Source organism: Bacteroides timonensis, from assembly GCF_000513195.1.
Classification (GTDB): Bacteria; Bacteroidota; Bacteroidia; order Bacteroidales; family Bacteroidaceae; genus Bacteroides; species Bacteroides timonensis.
Map to the genome: position 1 here is coordinate 39,732 of NZ_CBVI010000069.1, position 14,691 is coordinate 54,422.

At 46.8% G+C, this 14,691-nt stretch carries 12 protein-coding genes and 2 pseudogenes; 4 read left to right on the plus strand and 10 right to left on the minus strand.

Translation table 11 applies throughout. The features are described from left to right. Positions 1–118 precede the first annotated feature (118 nt). Positions 119–1,246, plus strand: coding sequence for an HpaII family restriction endonuclease (locus tag BN161_RS13415; RefSeq protein ID WP_044267028.1), 1,128 nt, complete (start codon positions 119–121; stop codon positions 1,244–1,246). Positions 1,247–1,251: 5 nt separating this feature from the next. Next, positions 1,252–1,812 carry a nitroreductase family protein gene (locus tag BN161_RS13420; protein WP_044267030.1) on the plus strand — a complete coding sequence of 187 codons (561 nt, stop codon included), beginning with the start codon at positions 1,252–1,254 and terminating at the stop codon, positions 1,810–1,812. Between the two features lie 369 nt (positions 1,813–2,181). Here the strand turns inward: BN161_RS13420 and BN161_RS13425 are convergent, their stop codons facing one another. The 4 genes from BN161_RS13425 to BN161_RS13440 form a co-directional block, all read right to left on the minus strand. After that, positions 2,182–4,512 carry a TonB-dependent receptor gene (locus BN161_RS13425; RefSeq protein ID WP_044267032.1) on the minus strand — a complete coding sequence of 777 codons (2,331 nt, stop codon included), beginning with the start codon at positions 4,510–4,512 and terminating at the stop codon, positions 2,182–2,184. Positions 4,513–4,743: 231 nt separating this feature from the next. Further along, positions 4,744–5,112: a GntR family transcriptional regulator gene (locus BN161_RS13430; protein ID WP_044267034.1), complete on the minus strand. Its 369-nt coding sequence runs from the start codon at positions 5,110–5,112 to the stop codon at positions 4,744–4,746. Positions 5,113–5,115: 3 nt separating this feature from the next. After that, positions 5,116–5,880, minus strand: a complete 765-nt coding sequence (locus tag BN161_RS13435) for a hypothetical protein (RefSeq protein ID WP_044267035.1) — start codon at positions 5,878–5,880, stop codon at positions 5,116–5,118. Between the two features lie 227 nt (positions 5,881–6,107). After that, positions 6,108–6,929: an ABC transporter ATP-binding protein gene (locus BN161_RS13440; protein WP_044267037.1), complete on the minus strand. Its 822-nt coding sequence runs from the start codon at positions 6,927–6,929 to the stop codon at positions 6,108–6,110. A 153-nt stretch (positions 6,930–7,082) separates the two neighbouring features. Between BN161_RS13440 and BN161_RS13445 the strand changes: the two genes are divergently transcribed. Beyond that, the gene (locus BN161_RS13445) at positions 7,083–7,505 is read left to right on the plus strand and encodes a hypothetical protein (protein WP_044267039.1); all 423 of its coding nucleotides are present in this window, start codon (positions 7,083–7,085) and stop codon (positions 7,503–7,505) included. Between the two features lies 1 nt (position 7,506). Here the strand turns inward: BN161_RS13445 and trhA are convergent, their stop codons facing one another. Continuing rightward, positions 7,507–8,160, minus strand: coding sequence for a PAQR family membrane homeostasis protein TrhA (gene trhA, locus BN161_RS13450; protein WP_044267041.1), 654 nt, complete (start codon positions 8,158–8,160; stop codon positions 7,507–7,509). A 179-nt stretch (positions 8,161–8,339) separates the two neighbouring features. Here trhA and BN161_RS28675 point away from each other — a divergent pair. Next, positions 8,340–8,513: pseudogene (locus BN161_RS28675) on the plus strand (AAA family ATPase); the annotation flags it as partial. A 35-nt stretch (positions 8,514–8,548) separates the two neighbouring features. On the opposite strand, the gene BN161_RS13455 reads toward BN161_RS28675, so the two are convergent. The 5 genes and pseudogenes from BN161_RS13455 to BN161_RS13480 form a co-directional block, all read right to left on the minus strand. Continuing rightward, a complete protein-coding gene (locus tag BN161_RS13455) occupies positions 8,549–10,261 on the minus strand; it encodes an ATP-binding protein (protein ID WP_044267043.1) in 1,713 nt (570 codons plus the stop codon). Positions 10,262–10,391: 130 nt separating this feature from the next. After that, positions 10,392–10,814: a DUF5053 domain-containing protein gene (locus BN161_RS13460; protein WP_052356284.1), complete on the minus strand. Its 423-nt coding sequence runs from the start codon at positions 10,812–10,814 to the stop codon at positions 10,392–10,394. A gap of 392 nt (positions 10,815–11,206) precedes the next feature. Then, positions 11,207–11,707 (minus strand): helix-turn-helix transcriptional regulator, encoded by a 501-nt coding sequence (locus BN161_RS13465; protein WP_125910825.1) that lies wholly within the window; start codon positions 11,705–11,707, stop codon positions 11,207–11,209. 205 nt (positions 11,708–11,912) lie between these two features. Continuing rightward, positions 11,913–12,767, minus strand: a complete 855-nt coding sequence (locus tag BN161_RS13475) for a hypothetical protein (RefSeq protein WP_044267049.1) — start codon at positions 12,765–12,767, stop codon at positions 11,913–11,915. Between the two features lie 36 nt (positions 12,768–12,803). Beyond that, positions 12,804–14,691, minus strand: a pseudogene (locus BN161_RS13480) (GLUG motif-containing protein); the annotation flags it as partial.

Below are 14,691 nucleotides of genomic sequence, written 5' to 3' on the forward strand. Positions count from 1 at the left end.
TATCTTTAAATAAAATAAGCTGCACTTCAGCATAACTTTTTCATGCCAGCATGAAAGTTCTACCTTCGATTTGCATTATCTTTGCACACTTGTTAATTAGGAAAAAAAATAATTTATTATGGCATTTGAAGCTACAAAACGTGAGTTGGGCGAACTCTACACATTCTTTCGCCTCCTGGCAGACGGAAAGGTTTCACTGGGTACACCGCAAGCCCGGAAGGATGAAACGAAGTGCTGGCCTGTTGCGCTGATACAGAGAGAGGAACATGACGGTACGCGTCGTTATTATATAGAGCAGGGCAATGTCCGCATTGTCAGTGGTGTGATAGAGAAGGAGGGGACATTTGTTGCAGCCGATAAGGAGGAACAAGTCATCCCCCGTGAAGATTTTGGCGGAGCGGTCGAGTTTATTCTTGAGTTACTGAAGACTACCAGCGGCACTGACGCCATTGAAGTTCCCGAAGGACTGGAGGCGTTTCTGGATGCGGTCAATATCTACGACCTGGAAGCGAAGACGGAAGACCGTACGGATTTCTCAGTAGCTTTCTGGCATCCCGAGGCTCCGTTGACGGGATTCAATGTTCGTTGTCGTCTCAGCTCAATGAATCCGTTGCTTGATGGTGGACGTACGGCAAATCTGAAACTGGAACAGTCGGGCGTTAAATTTGCCACGCCTACGGTGAATAAGGTGAATGCTTTGCCGGAGTCTCCTACCGAAGTGACTGAGCGTATGCTGATGATTGAACGTCTGGGCGGAGTACTGAAATATTCCGATGTAGCCGACCGTGTATTCCGTTGTAATTTGCTGATGATTGATTTGCATTTTCCTCGTATGCTGGCTGAAATGGTGCGTATGATGCATCTCGACGGCATAGCTCGTATCAGTGAACTGACGGAACGCATCAAAGAGATAAATCCCTTGAAAATAAAAGATGAGCTGATAAACAAGCATGGTTTCTACGAGTTTAAGATGAAGCAGTTCTTGTTGGCACTTGCCCTTGGTATGCGTCCGGCAAAGATTTATAACGGTACGGACTCTGCCGTAGAAGGTATTCTTCTGGTGGATGCAGAAGGAGAAGTGCTTTGCTATCATAAGTCGGAGCACCGGACATTTGCCGACTTCCTCTTCCTGAATACCCGTTTGGAGAAAGGTTCGGTAGACAAGGACAAGTACGGCTTTCTGGAAAAAGAGAACGGCGTGTATTATTTCAGACTGAATGTTAAGATTGGATTGACAAAAAAATAAAGAGTATGAATGAAGTTTTAAAAGCCATCAAGTCGCGTCGCAGTGTACGCGCCTATACGGAACAACAGATTTCACAAGAAGATCTGAATGCTATTTTGGAAGCGGCAACCTATGCTCCCAGTGGTATGAACTATCAGACGTGGCATTTCACAGCCATTCAGAATGCCACGGTGCTGGAAGAACTGAATGAGAAGATCAAAGGCGCTTTTGTCAAGAGTGAAGAGCCCCGTTTGCAGGAGCGTGGACACAGCCAGACCTATTGCTGTTATTATCATGCGCCTACGCTTGTCATCGTATCCAATGAACCGACGCAGTGGTGGGCAGCTATGGATTGTGCCTGTGCCATGCAGAATATCTTCCTTGCTGCAAAATCTCTCGGAATAGGTTCCTGTTGGATCAATCAATTGGGGCAGACTTATGATGATCCTGAGGTACGTGCTTTCCTGACGGAGCTGGGTATTCCCGAAAATCATCGTGTGTACGGTTGCGCTGCTTTAGGTTATGCGGCAGCTGCTCCGGTTAAGGAAAGGCAGCTTGCGGAAGGCACTGTGACTATTATTAAGTAATACCGGACCTGCTTTTCAGGAACTATCAACCTGATAATATTCATCTCTATATTTTCAGATTTGTTTCATGGCTTGGAACTCTCAGTTTCATGCCGTGAAACAAGTAGTTTCATTGCTTGAAACAAACAGTTTCACACCGAGAAACAGACAGTTTCATCCTTTGAAACAGGAAATGAAGAATAGGATGAAAAAGGGATCATACGGAAGATAGATTTTTCTTTCCGTTTATAAATAGAAAAAGTCCGCAGGGGAGGCGGCAGTCAGGTAATTAATGAATTATACATGAAGCAATTTTGTATAATCCGCCACCTCGCCCTTTGGACTTCCTCTTTTCACAAAGAGGGCTGAAATGAAATTATATCCGGATCTTTATCTCTGCATATCAATGATGCCACTGTCCGTATCACTATTGTTCAATCCCTTGTTTCCGGCTTTGTGCTTGCGGCCGAACTCGAACGTATAGCCTATGCGGAGTATGAACATTTGCCCAGTCTCCTTCACAAAAGTTTCCGAACGGAAGGGAGCCACCTCACTGATGCGTTCTTTTCCCACCTTATAATTATTGGTGAAAGGAAACAGAACACCGATCCCTGCCTGAAAGTTCTGCTTGGCGTACATTGCCATAAATGCCGTCTGATTTTCATTCTTCTTGATGGTCTCACCGAAGAAGTTGTTCTGCACCTTTCTGAATTGCCCGAGCAAAGAGAAGCCTTTGTATTGCAGTTGCGCCATCACACTGTAGTAAAATTCATCGTACGTGTGGCTGTATTCCAAACCTTCCGACCAACTGCGGGTGTATCCTCCCGAAGCATAAAGAGTCAGGAAATCTTTCAGTCCGAACAGCGTTGCCCCGTTTGTGCCGATCATCAGTTCCGCATTCAGGCTCTGAAACGAGCGTTGGTTTTCATCTTTCAGTATCAGTTTCCCATCCTCGACGAAGATACTTTCCATGATGGGACTGTCGTAATACTGATGGCGCAGGCTCAGATTGGCATTGAACTGTTTCTTAGAATAACTGTAGGACAAGGAATTTGTGAACTGCTGGTATGTTTTCAGCAACGGGTTGCCACGAACAATCTGTATGGTATCAATAGCCTGTTCCACATCCGTCAGCGAACCGAGTGAAGGTATGGCGGGACTGATATTGAACCGGTAGCGCAGGAAGCCCGCTTTCTTCAAATTATAACTCAACCGTACGGTAGGCGTGAAAGTATAGTAAGCATGGTCTTCGTCACTTTCCTTGAACCAGGCACGCGTCATGCCCACACTGCCCGCATAACTGAAGTCCTTCACCTTGCCCTGCACCTCCAGGAAAGCCGATGTCTGTGCCTGATCCATCTTCGAAGTTGTGGGGTTGGAACCTTTGTACTCATTTTCCGTTCTCATCTGATAGTGGCGGGCACCGCCGCTTAGTTTTACATCCTTGAAACTCTTTTCATAAATGGCCTCACCGATGATGGAGCGTTTGTCACCGTCCACCAGTGTCTGAATATCTGCCAGTGGCGTATTCTCGTTCTTGTACTCCTTGTATTTCCGGTTGTTTTTGGTATGGATGAGCGTTCCCGTCACATTCATCTGAATGCTCTGCTGATGGGGCAGGGTATGCTGGAAGTAAAGGTCGAGTGCCGGAGAATAGCTGGACGAATGGTTGTTGACGTACGAATAAATAGATTCCGTATCGCCTACCGCCCACATTTTGTTCAACTCATTCTGATAAGGAGCGTTGTTGAGATTATTGCGGAAGATGGCATTGAATACATACTTGTCCGCCTTCGTCAGATTGTAAGTCAGATTCAGGTTGTTGATGAAACTGAGTGAGGGAGATTCATCTTCGATACCTTTCTTGATGCGGTCGATGGTACGGTCGCTCAGATAGAACGTTTCGTGAGATTCGAGGCGGCTGTGGTATTTGCCATTCTTGTTGAAGTAGTCGATGCCCCATTCGGAGTTCTTGTAGTTGAACTTCGCACTCAGGAAATTCTCTCCCCACAGGGTATGGGGCGAGTCGGAAAGCTGGAAGTTTACCACACCACCTGTTTCGCGGCGACGCAGGATAATATTGACTACAGCACCCAGTTCGTTGTCACCGTATTGCTTGCCTGGGTCTTCGATGAACTCCACGCGTAGCACGTCTTTGGCTCTGACGGCGGCTATTTCCTTGTCCGTCACTTTGATGCCGTTGATACGGGTTTGTACGGCTCCGCCACCGCTGACGCTCATGCTGTTGGTGAAATTGTCCACTTGCAGGCGGGCGATGCCAAGCTTGTTCAGCAGGTCGTAGGCACCGAACGAGCGTTTTAGCTGGCTCTCGGTGGGCAGGATAATCTGACGGTCCACGCGTTGAAGCACGTTGCTGGCGGATACGGTCACTTCACCCAGGCTTACGGCATTTTCCTGCAACTGTACATCGCCCAGGTCGAGGTTGTTGTTCAGTTTCAGTAGGATGACTTCACTTTGATAGCCGATAAAAGTAATGGCCAGGCGGTAATTGCCCGCCTTGATTTTATTGAGAGTGAACTTGCCTTGTGCGTCCGAAGTCACTCCGGTCACCAAGGTAGAGTCCGTGGTCCATAGCGATACATTGGCGGCTATGATGGCTTCTTGCGAAGTATCTGTAACACGTCCTTTGATTGTAAGGTTCTGTGCCTGCGTACTGAGTACGGAGAGGACCGTCAGTAGTAAAAATAGTTTTGTTTTCATATTCGTTTCTGTTAGTAGATTACTGTTTGATTAGAGATGTAAAAGACACTCCTCCCTGTCAGGGAAGATTCTCTAATTTGTATTTCAGATGTTTATACTTTCGGCGTCGAGGCTGTAAAAGTTAAGACTGTACAGCGGAATTCAGTTCGTACATCAGAGTAAAAACTTTGACTATGATGAGCACGAAGAGGAGTCCGAAGGTAATCAATAATGCTGTCTTTGCGTATCTCTTCATGAACTGCTATTTTTAAGTTTATTATATCGTTCTATCACTTCATCTATGCTGATGCCGAGCAGTTCCATATTGAGGAATACATCGGCCAGTTGGTTGTCGAAGAATTCTTTCTTCTGTATCTTCATCACTTTCTTCATGGCGTCCTTTGAGAGATAGAAGCCCATGCCCCGCTCGGGATAGATGATGTCCTCCGCTTGCAGGTATTCGTAGGCCTTCAGCACGGTGCGCGAGTTCACGGCAAGCTGCGTGGAAAGTTCCCTGACCGAGACTACCCGTTCGCCCGCCGTCCACTCACGGGTGAGTATCTTGCTGAAACAGAAGTCTACAATCTGTTGGTATATCGGTTTGTTGGTCTTGAAGTCCATAGCTTACAGTTGTTTTTCTTTGAGTAGGAAGTAACTCGATACCCATGTGCCGATGGTGAACAAAGCCGGGGTGGCGTAATTGCAAAAGGCAATGACGGCTTCTCCCGTACTGCTCATGGGAAAATTATATATAGGATAGGCTATGATATTGGACAACCAGTAGCCTTTGGTATCAGCAGGGCTGCATAAGTATGTAAATGCGCCAAGACTAAGCAGGGCACTGAGGCAGAGGCATAACACGATGAAGGAGCTTATCAGTTTCTGGCGTTTGAAGGCTATGCATCCGATAAAGAATATGCCTTGTAGCAGACTGTACGTTAGCATCTGGTCTTTTTGAATGGTATAAGGTTCTATCTGGCTTCCGAAATATTGCAGATAGTCGATTCCTGATAGATTGAATATTCCTTTAAGAACTGCTATTAGCAAAATGCAGAATAACGGGATTATAAGTATGTATTTCATCCACAAGTGCAGAAACTTCTCAAAAACGGAAGCGGGCATCAACAAGTATAGAGTGGAGGTTTGTTTGGTGATATTTATCTCCAACAGGCAGGGGGCAATGCAGAGGAACCACAGCACGTAGCGACTAAGGGAGAGAGCCTGTGTATGTTCTGTGTAATAGCTTGTGCCCTTGTTGATGTCATACATCATGCAGAGAAGACAAATGCCCAGCACAATGCCGGCACTCCAAAGCAAGTGTTTGCCGGTTTCTAGTTTCTTATACTGTTCCAGCAGGAAGAAACGTTTCAGGTTGAAGGTTGCATTCATAATTTCTTGTTGTTATTTTATAAATGATAGCTTAGCGGGCGCAGCCCGCTAAGCTACGAGCTACCAGTGACAAGTTACCCTTTGGGATGATCCCTTGAGTATCTCAGTTCTCCTCCTTCTGGAAGGAGGAGTACCCCAACGGGGGGAGGTGGTAGGTAAGAAAAGAATTCCTTAAGGCAACTTGTCACTCGTAGCCTGTAGCTCATAACTTAATTTAGCGCGGAGCGCTAAATTATCATTTTTATCTTTTCCGGCACTTGCAGCATTGCTTTGTACAGCAATTCGATATCCGGTGTATTCTCTTCCTCCTCCTCATTAGGCAGCACGGAGAAATATCCGGGCAATTCCTGTTCGCTGTAAATGCTGTTTTCGGGCAGGCTGTCTGTCCGGGCAAAGAGGAGGCGTTGGCTGATTTCGTCCAGCGAACGGTTCAGCAGGATTTCGCCTTCGCCGAGAATGATGAGGTGATCCAGCAGGTTCTCAAAGTCGTGTGCCTGATGGGTGGAGATGAGCAATGTGCTGTCATCATCTATACTGCGGCTGATGATACGTTTCAGAACTTGGCGGGATGTGATGTCCAGTCCGTTTGTAGGCTCGTCGAGTATCAGGAGCGGGGTATGCAGCGCGAAGGCATACGCCAGCATCGCTTTTTTTTGCTGACCGTAGGAGACTGCGGATAGTTTCTGCTCCCTGTCAATCTTCAGTTCTTCCAGGTTCTGTTCAAACTCTTTGTGGTTGAAGTGCGGATAGAAAGCGGAATGACGTGTGGCAAAAGCGGAAATGCTTTCGGAAGGCATCTGCATCTCTTCGGGCAGAAAGAAGTAGCGGCTTAACAGGGCGGGTTCTCTTTTTGCCGGATTCATCCCATCAATGCTGCATTCTCCTTTCCAGGGAAAAAGTAGTCCGCAAAGGAGATGTATCAGTGTGGTTTTTCCTACACCGTTCTCTCCCAGAAGTCCGTATATTCCATTGCCTATTTTCAAAGATATGTCATTGAAAATAGGGTGATTAGACTTGTAGCCGTAGCTGATGTTTTCTATCTTTATCATAATATCCAAGGTGTTGTACTGATGTATAACACTGCAAACGTAAACGAAGCGAAGGAGAAAAGCAAGGAAGGGGGAGGATTATTAATGTATTTTAGCAATTGAAAGGAGGTTGTCCATAATGCATTCAGGTGTGGCGACTACTTACTTTTAAGTATGACAGAACATAACAAAACAGAGAAAATATTTGTTTACTTACGTATAAACGGTAACTTTGTTGCACGGGATGCATTCGATACTTTATATCTCTGTCTGCTATATGACGATGAGCCAGTATGTCGCTATACGGCAATTCGTATTTCTGCACAACGTTTTGAGGGCTTTTTAGCAGGAAGTGTTGATTTACGTTCACTTTTTATCCATCCGGAAACGGAACAAGAGTATTTCGATGTAGTATTTCAGACTGAGAAATATCAGAAGGTATTATCCGCAGAAAAGACTTTATCTGAGGATAAATTGCCAGCTGATGGATATATCTTGTCAGGAGACGTACGCGAGAATGTAGTTATCAATTTACCGATAAAAGACCGTAGCTTATTGGCGGAGCTTGTGCGTAAGTTTGGTTGGGCATGTATGTAACTTATAAAATCAGCCACACCGCCACCATGTGGCACGCCGAACCTCCCAGTACAAAGAAATGGAACACGGAATGCATGTAGCGCTGTCGGAAAGAATAGAATACCGCTCCGGTGATGTAGCACACCCCTTCGGCAATCATCCAGTAACAAGTTCCTTCGGCAACAGCATATAATGGCTTGAAGGCTGCCAGCACGGACAACCCCATAACGATGAAACAAATAGTCTCCACATTGCTATGTTCCTTCATCTTGCGGAAACTTACGATGGTGCCGATGATGGCGCACAACCAAACGAAGCTGAACAATCCCCATCCCCAGGCGCCTACATTGCGCAGCGCAACCAGTGTGACGGGCGAATAGCTACCCGCAATATGCCAGTAGATGGCAGCATGGTCCCAATGCCGTAAGCGTCGTTTCCACGGATTGTGATGCTTCATGGCATGGTAAAGGGTAGAGAAGATGTAAGAACTGCCCATCCCGAACAGGTAGAGCCAGATGCCGAATGTAGCCCAAAAGTTTCCACTGCTTTTTATGAGGAACAACGTACCTACGACAATGCCCATCAGGATGCCTGCGGCATGCGAAAGAGTGTTGATTCTCTCTTCGGTTTTTGTATAGAAAAGCCCGCTGCGTTTGTTTTTTCGGGTGATGCTCATTGGTAAAGGGGAGGTTAGTATTTTGTACCTCGCAAAGGTAGGCCTTTTCGGGCAGGATGCAAACTTTGTGCGAGGAAAAATCAGGTAAGCGGTGCAGTTCAAATAATCTGTTGATTTAGCCCTCTGTATTGAACAGTTTAGTATCTTCGCCTTGTAATCACCAAAAAGCATATAAAAAGATGAAATATCCTATTGGAATACAGAGTTTCGACCGCATCCGCGAGGATGGATTTGTGTACGTAGACAAAACCGACATGATTTATGATCTTGTAAATGATGGTTCAGTTTATTTCCTTAGCCGTCCCCGTCGCTTTGGCAAGAGTTTGCTGGTGAGTACCCTCGCCTGCTACTTTTAGGGAAGAAAATAAAACCAATAGTCAGGCAATATTTACACTTCCCAACATTTCCAACCTTTATTGGCACATATATAAACGATGTATGAACGCACGTGGAAGTTGGGGAACTTCCGCCTTGTGTCCTCGGCATATTGGTGCACCTGCTCTATCTGCTGGGGCAAGGGAGCATCTGCGGCGAGCATTTTCTTGGCCTCGCTACCTTTGTAATATTTGAATTCCACTACACGGTCATCGGTGTAATAATCAGTGCCGGGTATGCCGGTCATTTCGAAGTCGGAGCGGCCGGCGGAGTTGTTTTGCTCGATGGCGAAGGTGTAGCACATACTCAGATAGCGAGAGACGAGTTCGTAGAAGGAGCAGCGGATGAAGTTTTCGTTTATCTTGTCGAACACCTGTGCGGGGAACTGTCCGAGATATTGTTCGAAATAGTTCTGCACAAGAGGTTCCAGTACACGGTCTTCAACAAAGCGCTCGTAAGTAGGCACGTATCGGTTGGCACTGCCGTCTATACGATTTATTACATTGTAGTAGTCCATATAGATGCTGCGCATGGTCAGGTTGGGCAGGGACATGCGGAAGTTAGTCTGTAGCGTCGTCATACCCAGATAGAAGAGGCTGACAGGGTAGAAATTCTTATCGAAGAATTTCTGCTTGTTGAACTTGCTGGAGAGGTCGGCCACGTTGTACGCCAATCCGTTGTCCATTAACAAGGCATCCAGCATTCCCTTTGAGTTCTCCAGCGAGAGGGTGAGCCGACGCAACCAACCCACATCGGTACGCAGGTTCTCGTCTACCAGTTCTTCGGGGACTTCACCCTTGTTGACAGCGAATTTCTTCAAGAAATAGGTCAGTATTGTTGCATTGAACAGCTTTTCTCCTCGGGGGCTGAAACGGTAACCGTCGTAGTTATTCACTATGAGCTGCCAGATTTCATCATAACGTTCCTGACTTCCGGTATACTTATCGAGCACGTAGCGCAGGTACACGTCCGTTTCAGCATAAGTGAAGCCCAGCATGTTGATGAAGTCGTTTTCCAGCGTCAGTATTTCGGCTATATTATATCCGCTGGTCAGGTCGTCCATCGTCACGGGCAGCACTCCGGTGCAGAAGCAAGTGCGGATGCTGCCTTCGCCTATGCCTGCTTTGATTACTTTGAAGAAGGTACGCAGGAAGCTGTCTTTGGTGGTGACTTGTTCGTAAAGCGGGTCATTGTAGGAGGTGAGTAGCTGGTTGGTGAAGTTGTCATATTCGTCAATCAGTATATAGACCTTGGGCAGATTGTGCTCGCGGGCATAAGCCAAGGCTTCTTCCAGCATTTTGGAAGCGTTGCCGCGGTTGTTGAATTGAAAATCTCCGAAGATATCCCGGTTGTGTGTCACCATAATTTCTACGGGGCTACAGTTCAAGTCATTGAAGTTCCGTTCCAGTCCTTCCATATCATCCGCCATCACCATTTTGGAGAAGTCGTAGCGGACCACCATGTATTGGTTTCGTTCCTTGGTGGGGTGTTCGCCTATCCAGGTACCTCCAAAGAGAGTATCAAAGCGATAGGCTTGCGTGCGGTCGTAGTAATGTGCCAGGGTAGATACCAACAGACTCTTGCCGAATCGGCGGGGGCGCAGGAACACAGGGGCGTTATAATCTTCCAGATGGGAGATAAACTCGGTCTTATCTACATAATAAAAGCCACGTTCGCGCAAATCGGCGAAGTCGGCCACTGCATAAGGAATTGTTATTCTTGCCATACGATTTTTTCGGTTAGTATTCGTGACACTTCCGCAAAGGTAGGTCTTTTGGGGCAGAAAGCAAACGATGCGGAGAGAAAAAAAGATGGCGAACCTTGCTGAAGGGTTCGCCATCTGACTTTTGCCTTTGTCAGAGGCTTCGATGTATGACAAGCGAAAGGGCTGAAAGGCGATTGCTGAGGTCGCCAAGAGAATCAGCCAATATTTTTAGTTCGTCCTGTGTAAAGGAAGTAGGCTTTCCGTTAACCACAGAATTGTTGATGCGCTGATAAAGCCATGATTTTCCTTTACCGAAATAGTTCTCAGCTATATAAGATAATGACAATGCCGGTGTCACTTCCTTCATAAGTTCTTTCGCATCAATGTCCGGTCTTCGACGGCGACACATAGCTTTTGTAAGATACTGACCAGCTTCTTTCTTTTCTTCAACAGTCACAGTGAGCGACATAGCTTCATTGAGTACCCTGTCACTTTCCGCTTTACCTTCCGGCGTCTTACTCTTAGGTATATTCTCCACAAAGCGGTCAATCAATGCTTTTACTTCAGGCTTCATATATTTGCATTTTTCTAATAATCAATTAAAAACGATGTCTGAATACTGTTTTTTGAAAACCGAGGCTGCATAAATGCACAGCCTCGGTATTCTTTCATTTCAAATTACAGTTGGTTGATGAATTCTTTGAATACATCTAAGACGGCTTTCTGAAACATCGTTTTATCATCTACCGATGACTCTGTAAATATAATAACCTTTTAGTTATTATGCAACTTAAAAGCAATAAAAATAATCTTTTGGATAATGTTGATATTGTCTTCCGCCTTTGTTTTTGCGAAGCAAAATTTCCCCTCATGCCGTACTGGCATGGGGAGGGGGATTGTACGACTAATTCAAAGCTTAAATGAAAAAGCCGTGGGGGAGAAGGGACATTAGTGGGTTGATACCCGTTATTCCGTTTTCCCGATACTTTGAATCCAGGCGTCCAGTTGATGGTTTTGCGTTAGTCCCAGCTTCCGTTTCAGCCGGTAGCGGGCGGTGATGACGCTGTTGGGGGTGATGGACAGGATGGAGGCTATTTCCTTATTGGGATATTCCAGCTTTATCATCATGCAGAGTAGTTCGTCCGAGCCGGTCAACTTCTCGGAACTGTTGCGGGTCAGCAACTCCAGAAAGTCGGGATGATAGAGTTGGATGTAATGGCGCACCATGTCTACGCTCTTCGGGGTGGAGCTATCGGCTAAAGTAGGGCGGGGACGCACAAGAGCTTCCACCTGATGCTTCACCGGACATGTTTGCGAGTGTTGGCGTATTTCTTCCTCGACCTTTGTCAGCCGCATCCGCATGTCCCGGATGTCGGCATACCAGGCAAAGGCATAGCGCATGAGCAAGGTTATGCAAATAATTATGATGAGGAGGCTTCCTCCGATGATTTCGTTAGATAGATTCATGATTGTTTTGTCTATTCATATTCCGGCGAAACAGTACATCTGTTTTGCGGTTGCTAAAGTAGCGTTTATAGACATAACAGGCTGTAGATGGAATATAGACAAAACTCTCTACAATATAGAAAAACGCATAGACCAGCCCTGTACAATGCGTTGTACAGGGCTGTAAGGGTGGTTGAAGATGGTATTACTGATGAATTCCTCTTGTTTAGGGTGCATGCTCTTCGGCTTCCCATGTATCATCTACACTCACGCTGAATGTCTGGTCGGAGACGGTAGTATAGTGTCCTTTAATATTTGTATTGTAATTTGCCCGGAAGGGAACGTTGGGAACCATCACTCCGCCTTCGTCGTTGCACTGGAAGGTGACGTTGGCAAGGGAAGCCCCGGCAATGGGGGCAAGGGCAAAGATATCCTCGTCATTCAGTTGCACGGGGGCTTCAGTTGTTCCGGTCTTGGCGGTCGTAGTCCACGTGACGGTGCAGGGTGCCGGGGTTCCGGCTGTTCCGTTTTGCACGTCGAAAACGGTGTATTGGTCGAATGTTACCGTCATTGTGTTGCCTGCGGGCATTTCGTTTGTTTCTTTCAGGGTGATTTTGGCTACGGCACGTTTCAGGTGGGCGGTGTAGGAGGTGGTCGATGTGCTTGCCGGGATGGTGGTTTTGCCGCAATAGGCTTCGGAAGCCTTGCTGTCATCTTTCAGGGTGATGCTTTTCAGGGCATCGTCGAGGGTATAACCGGTGCCGTTGTCTGCCCAGAAGAGGCAGTAGTAGGACTTCGTGCAGTTGAGAATCATGGCAAACACACCGGTAGTATTATTCGCGCAGTTCGTACTGCCGGTAAATACTTCGGCGGGCGTGCTATATGCTTCATCCTCCCATACGGAGATGGCGTAGCGGGTTATGGCCGGAGCCGTTGCACGGGTTGCCGGAGTATGGTCTGTCGCTACACTGACGGTTACTTGTCTCAGATTGGCGCCGCTGTCTGCGGGCAGGTCGCTGTTGCTGCACGATGCAAGGACTGCTGTGAGTGCTGCGCAAAGGATATGGATATAATTTTTCATGTCTTTATAATTTATGATGATTAAACTTTAAATAAACTATTCGTTGTTTGGATAAGGCCTCCAGTTAGTTGCTGCATGGCCGTCAACGGTAATGGTACCGTCTTGCAGTCGGCAATAGGCAATAACTATATCTGTGGGTGTACCTTCCGTTATGCTGTTGTTCGTCAACGTGATGGGCATCTTGTCTCTCGCCATAGCCTGACCTATAATGCCTCCCCTATAGTCTTCTTCATAATCGGAAGATATATTTCCCTTGTTCTGATTGTCGCTTATTGTGATTGTTCCTGTATAACCGTTAAAAGCATAAAGTTCTCCTATAATACCTCCCATTGTATTAATGGTGTTACGTTCTCCGGGGGTTGATATGATCTCTCCGCTATTCACGTTATTGCTCACTTCTACCGTTCCCTGAGAGCTAATACTTCCGGCTATTCCTCCTAAATACGCATTGTTTGGTATGGGGGAATCTATTTTCCCTTTATTCACATTCCCACTTAAAGTAGATACAGTGGGTTCTCTATTCAAAGTTCCAACAATTCCTCCGATATAGATATCTACACCGTTGTTTCCGATGTTCTTAATGGTTCCCTCATTCGTGCAGTCTTTGATAAGCGTGCTTTCCACATTTCCGGCAATGCCTCCGGCTGCAAATCCTCCACTGAGCATGAGTGTGCAGGCATTGCGGCAGTTATCTATAGTACTTCTTGTTGCTTGCCCCACAAGACCTCCAAAACAGCAATGGGCATTTACAGGCCCAAAGCCGCTTACGTAGCCACGGATAGTCATGTTTTTCACTGTTCCGCCATTATTCAGGTAGTTGATGAAGCCGACGTACCATTCCGTATCGCCATTATTGGCATAGATGCCTCGCACAGTGTGTCCGTTGCCGTCCAGTGTGCCTTGGAAGCCTTGTTTGTTACGTCCTATCTGCGGCCATAAATGACTTTTCAGGTCAATATCTGTGGTTAGGATGAAGGTATAGCCGCTGAAAGTCTTCTGATTGGTGGCATCGCTTTGTTGGGCCAGCCACACCAGCTGGGTGGCAGAGGTTATCTTTACTTCTCCTGGCGTTTCGGTATAATCTCCCGGCTGGGTAATGGTCGTCCCGTCCCAAATGGAAATCAAATCCTTGTCTCCTTCGGACGATTCCCAATCCGGAGTGAGCGTGCATGCCATATCGGCATTGTAAAGGTCACTGAATGCACCTTTCATATTGGTTTTATAGTTCCTCTGCAAAGGTACGTTTGAGATTGTCTTGGCAGATTCGCTATTCAGTGTAATGCTGAGGTTCTGTGTGCTTGCCGTTTCCGATGGCGCAATGATATAGCTGGTGGCAATGGTGGTTTCGTTTTCCACCTTATCTATATTAGTGAAAACATGCGTGGTGGTGCTTGCTATTTCACCGGTGCCCGCAATTTCACTGGTGCTCCAGTCTCCCACATTCAGTTGGAAAGTAGTAGGAAATACAACAGTCAACGTATTGCCTGCCGCTGTCAAGGGTTTCGTCTGAATGTAATTCACCTTTGCCACGGCATGATTGAGCCGGATGGTGTAGGCATCTGCACTGGAAACTCCGGCAGTCACCTGCGCCGCTCCACCGTATGCCGGATTGGCGGGACAGACGTCGGCTTTTATCTTTATGGCTTTCAGGTCGGCAGCTTCATATTCATCGTTCACTGCGCTATCCGGTGTGCCGTTGTCCGCCCAAAAGAGGCAGGTGTAGGTGCTGCCGTAGGTTAGCGATACGTTAAATGTTCCGTTATCCTGCTCTATATGCATAAGAGGAGTGCCACTTGCGGCACTGCTGCTTGGATAGACTTCCATAATGTAGCGCGTAGGTGTATAAGCGTCACCCGCCGCACGTGTCGTTGCACCGGGCAGTTCCAGCCGGAAGCTCGCCCTGCCGCTATCATCCGGAGAAGCG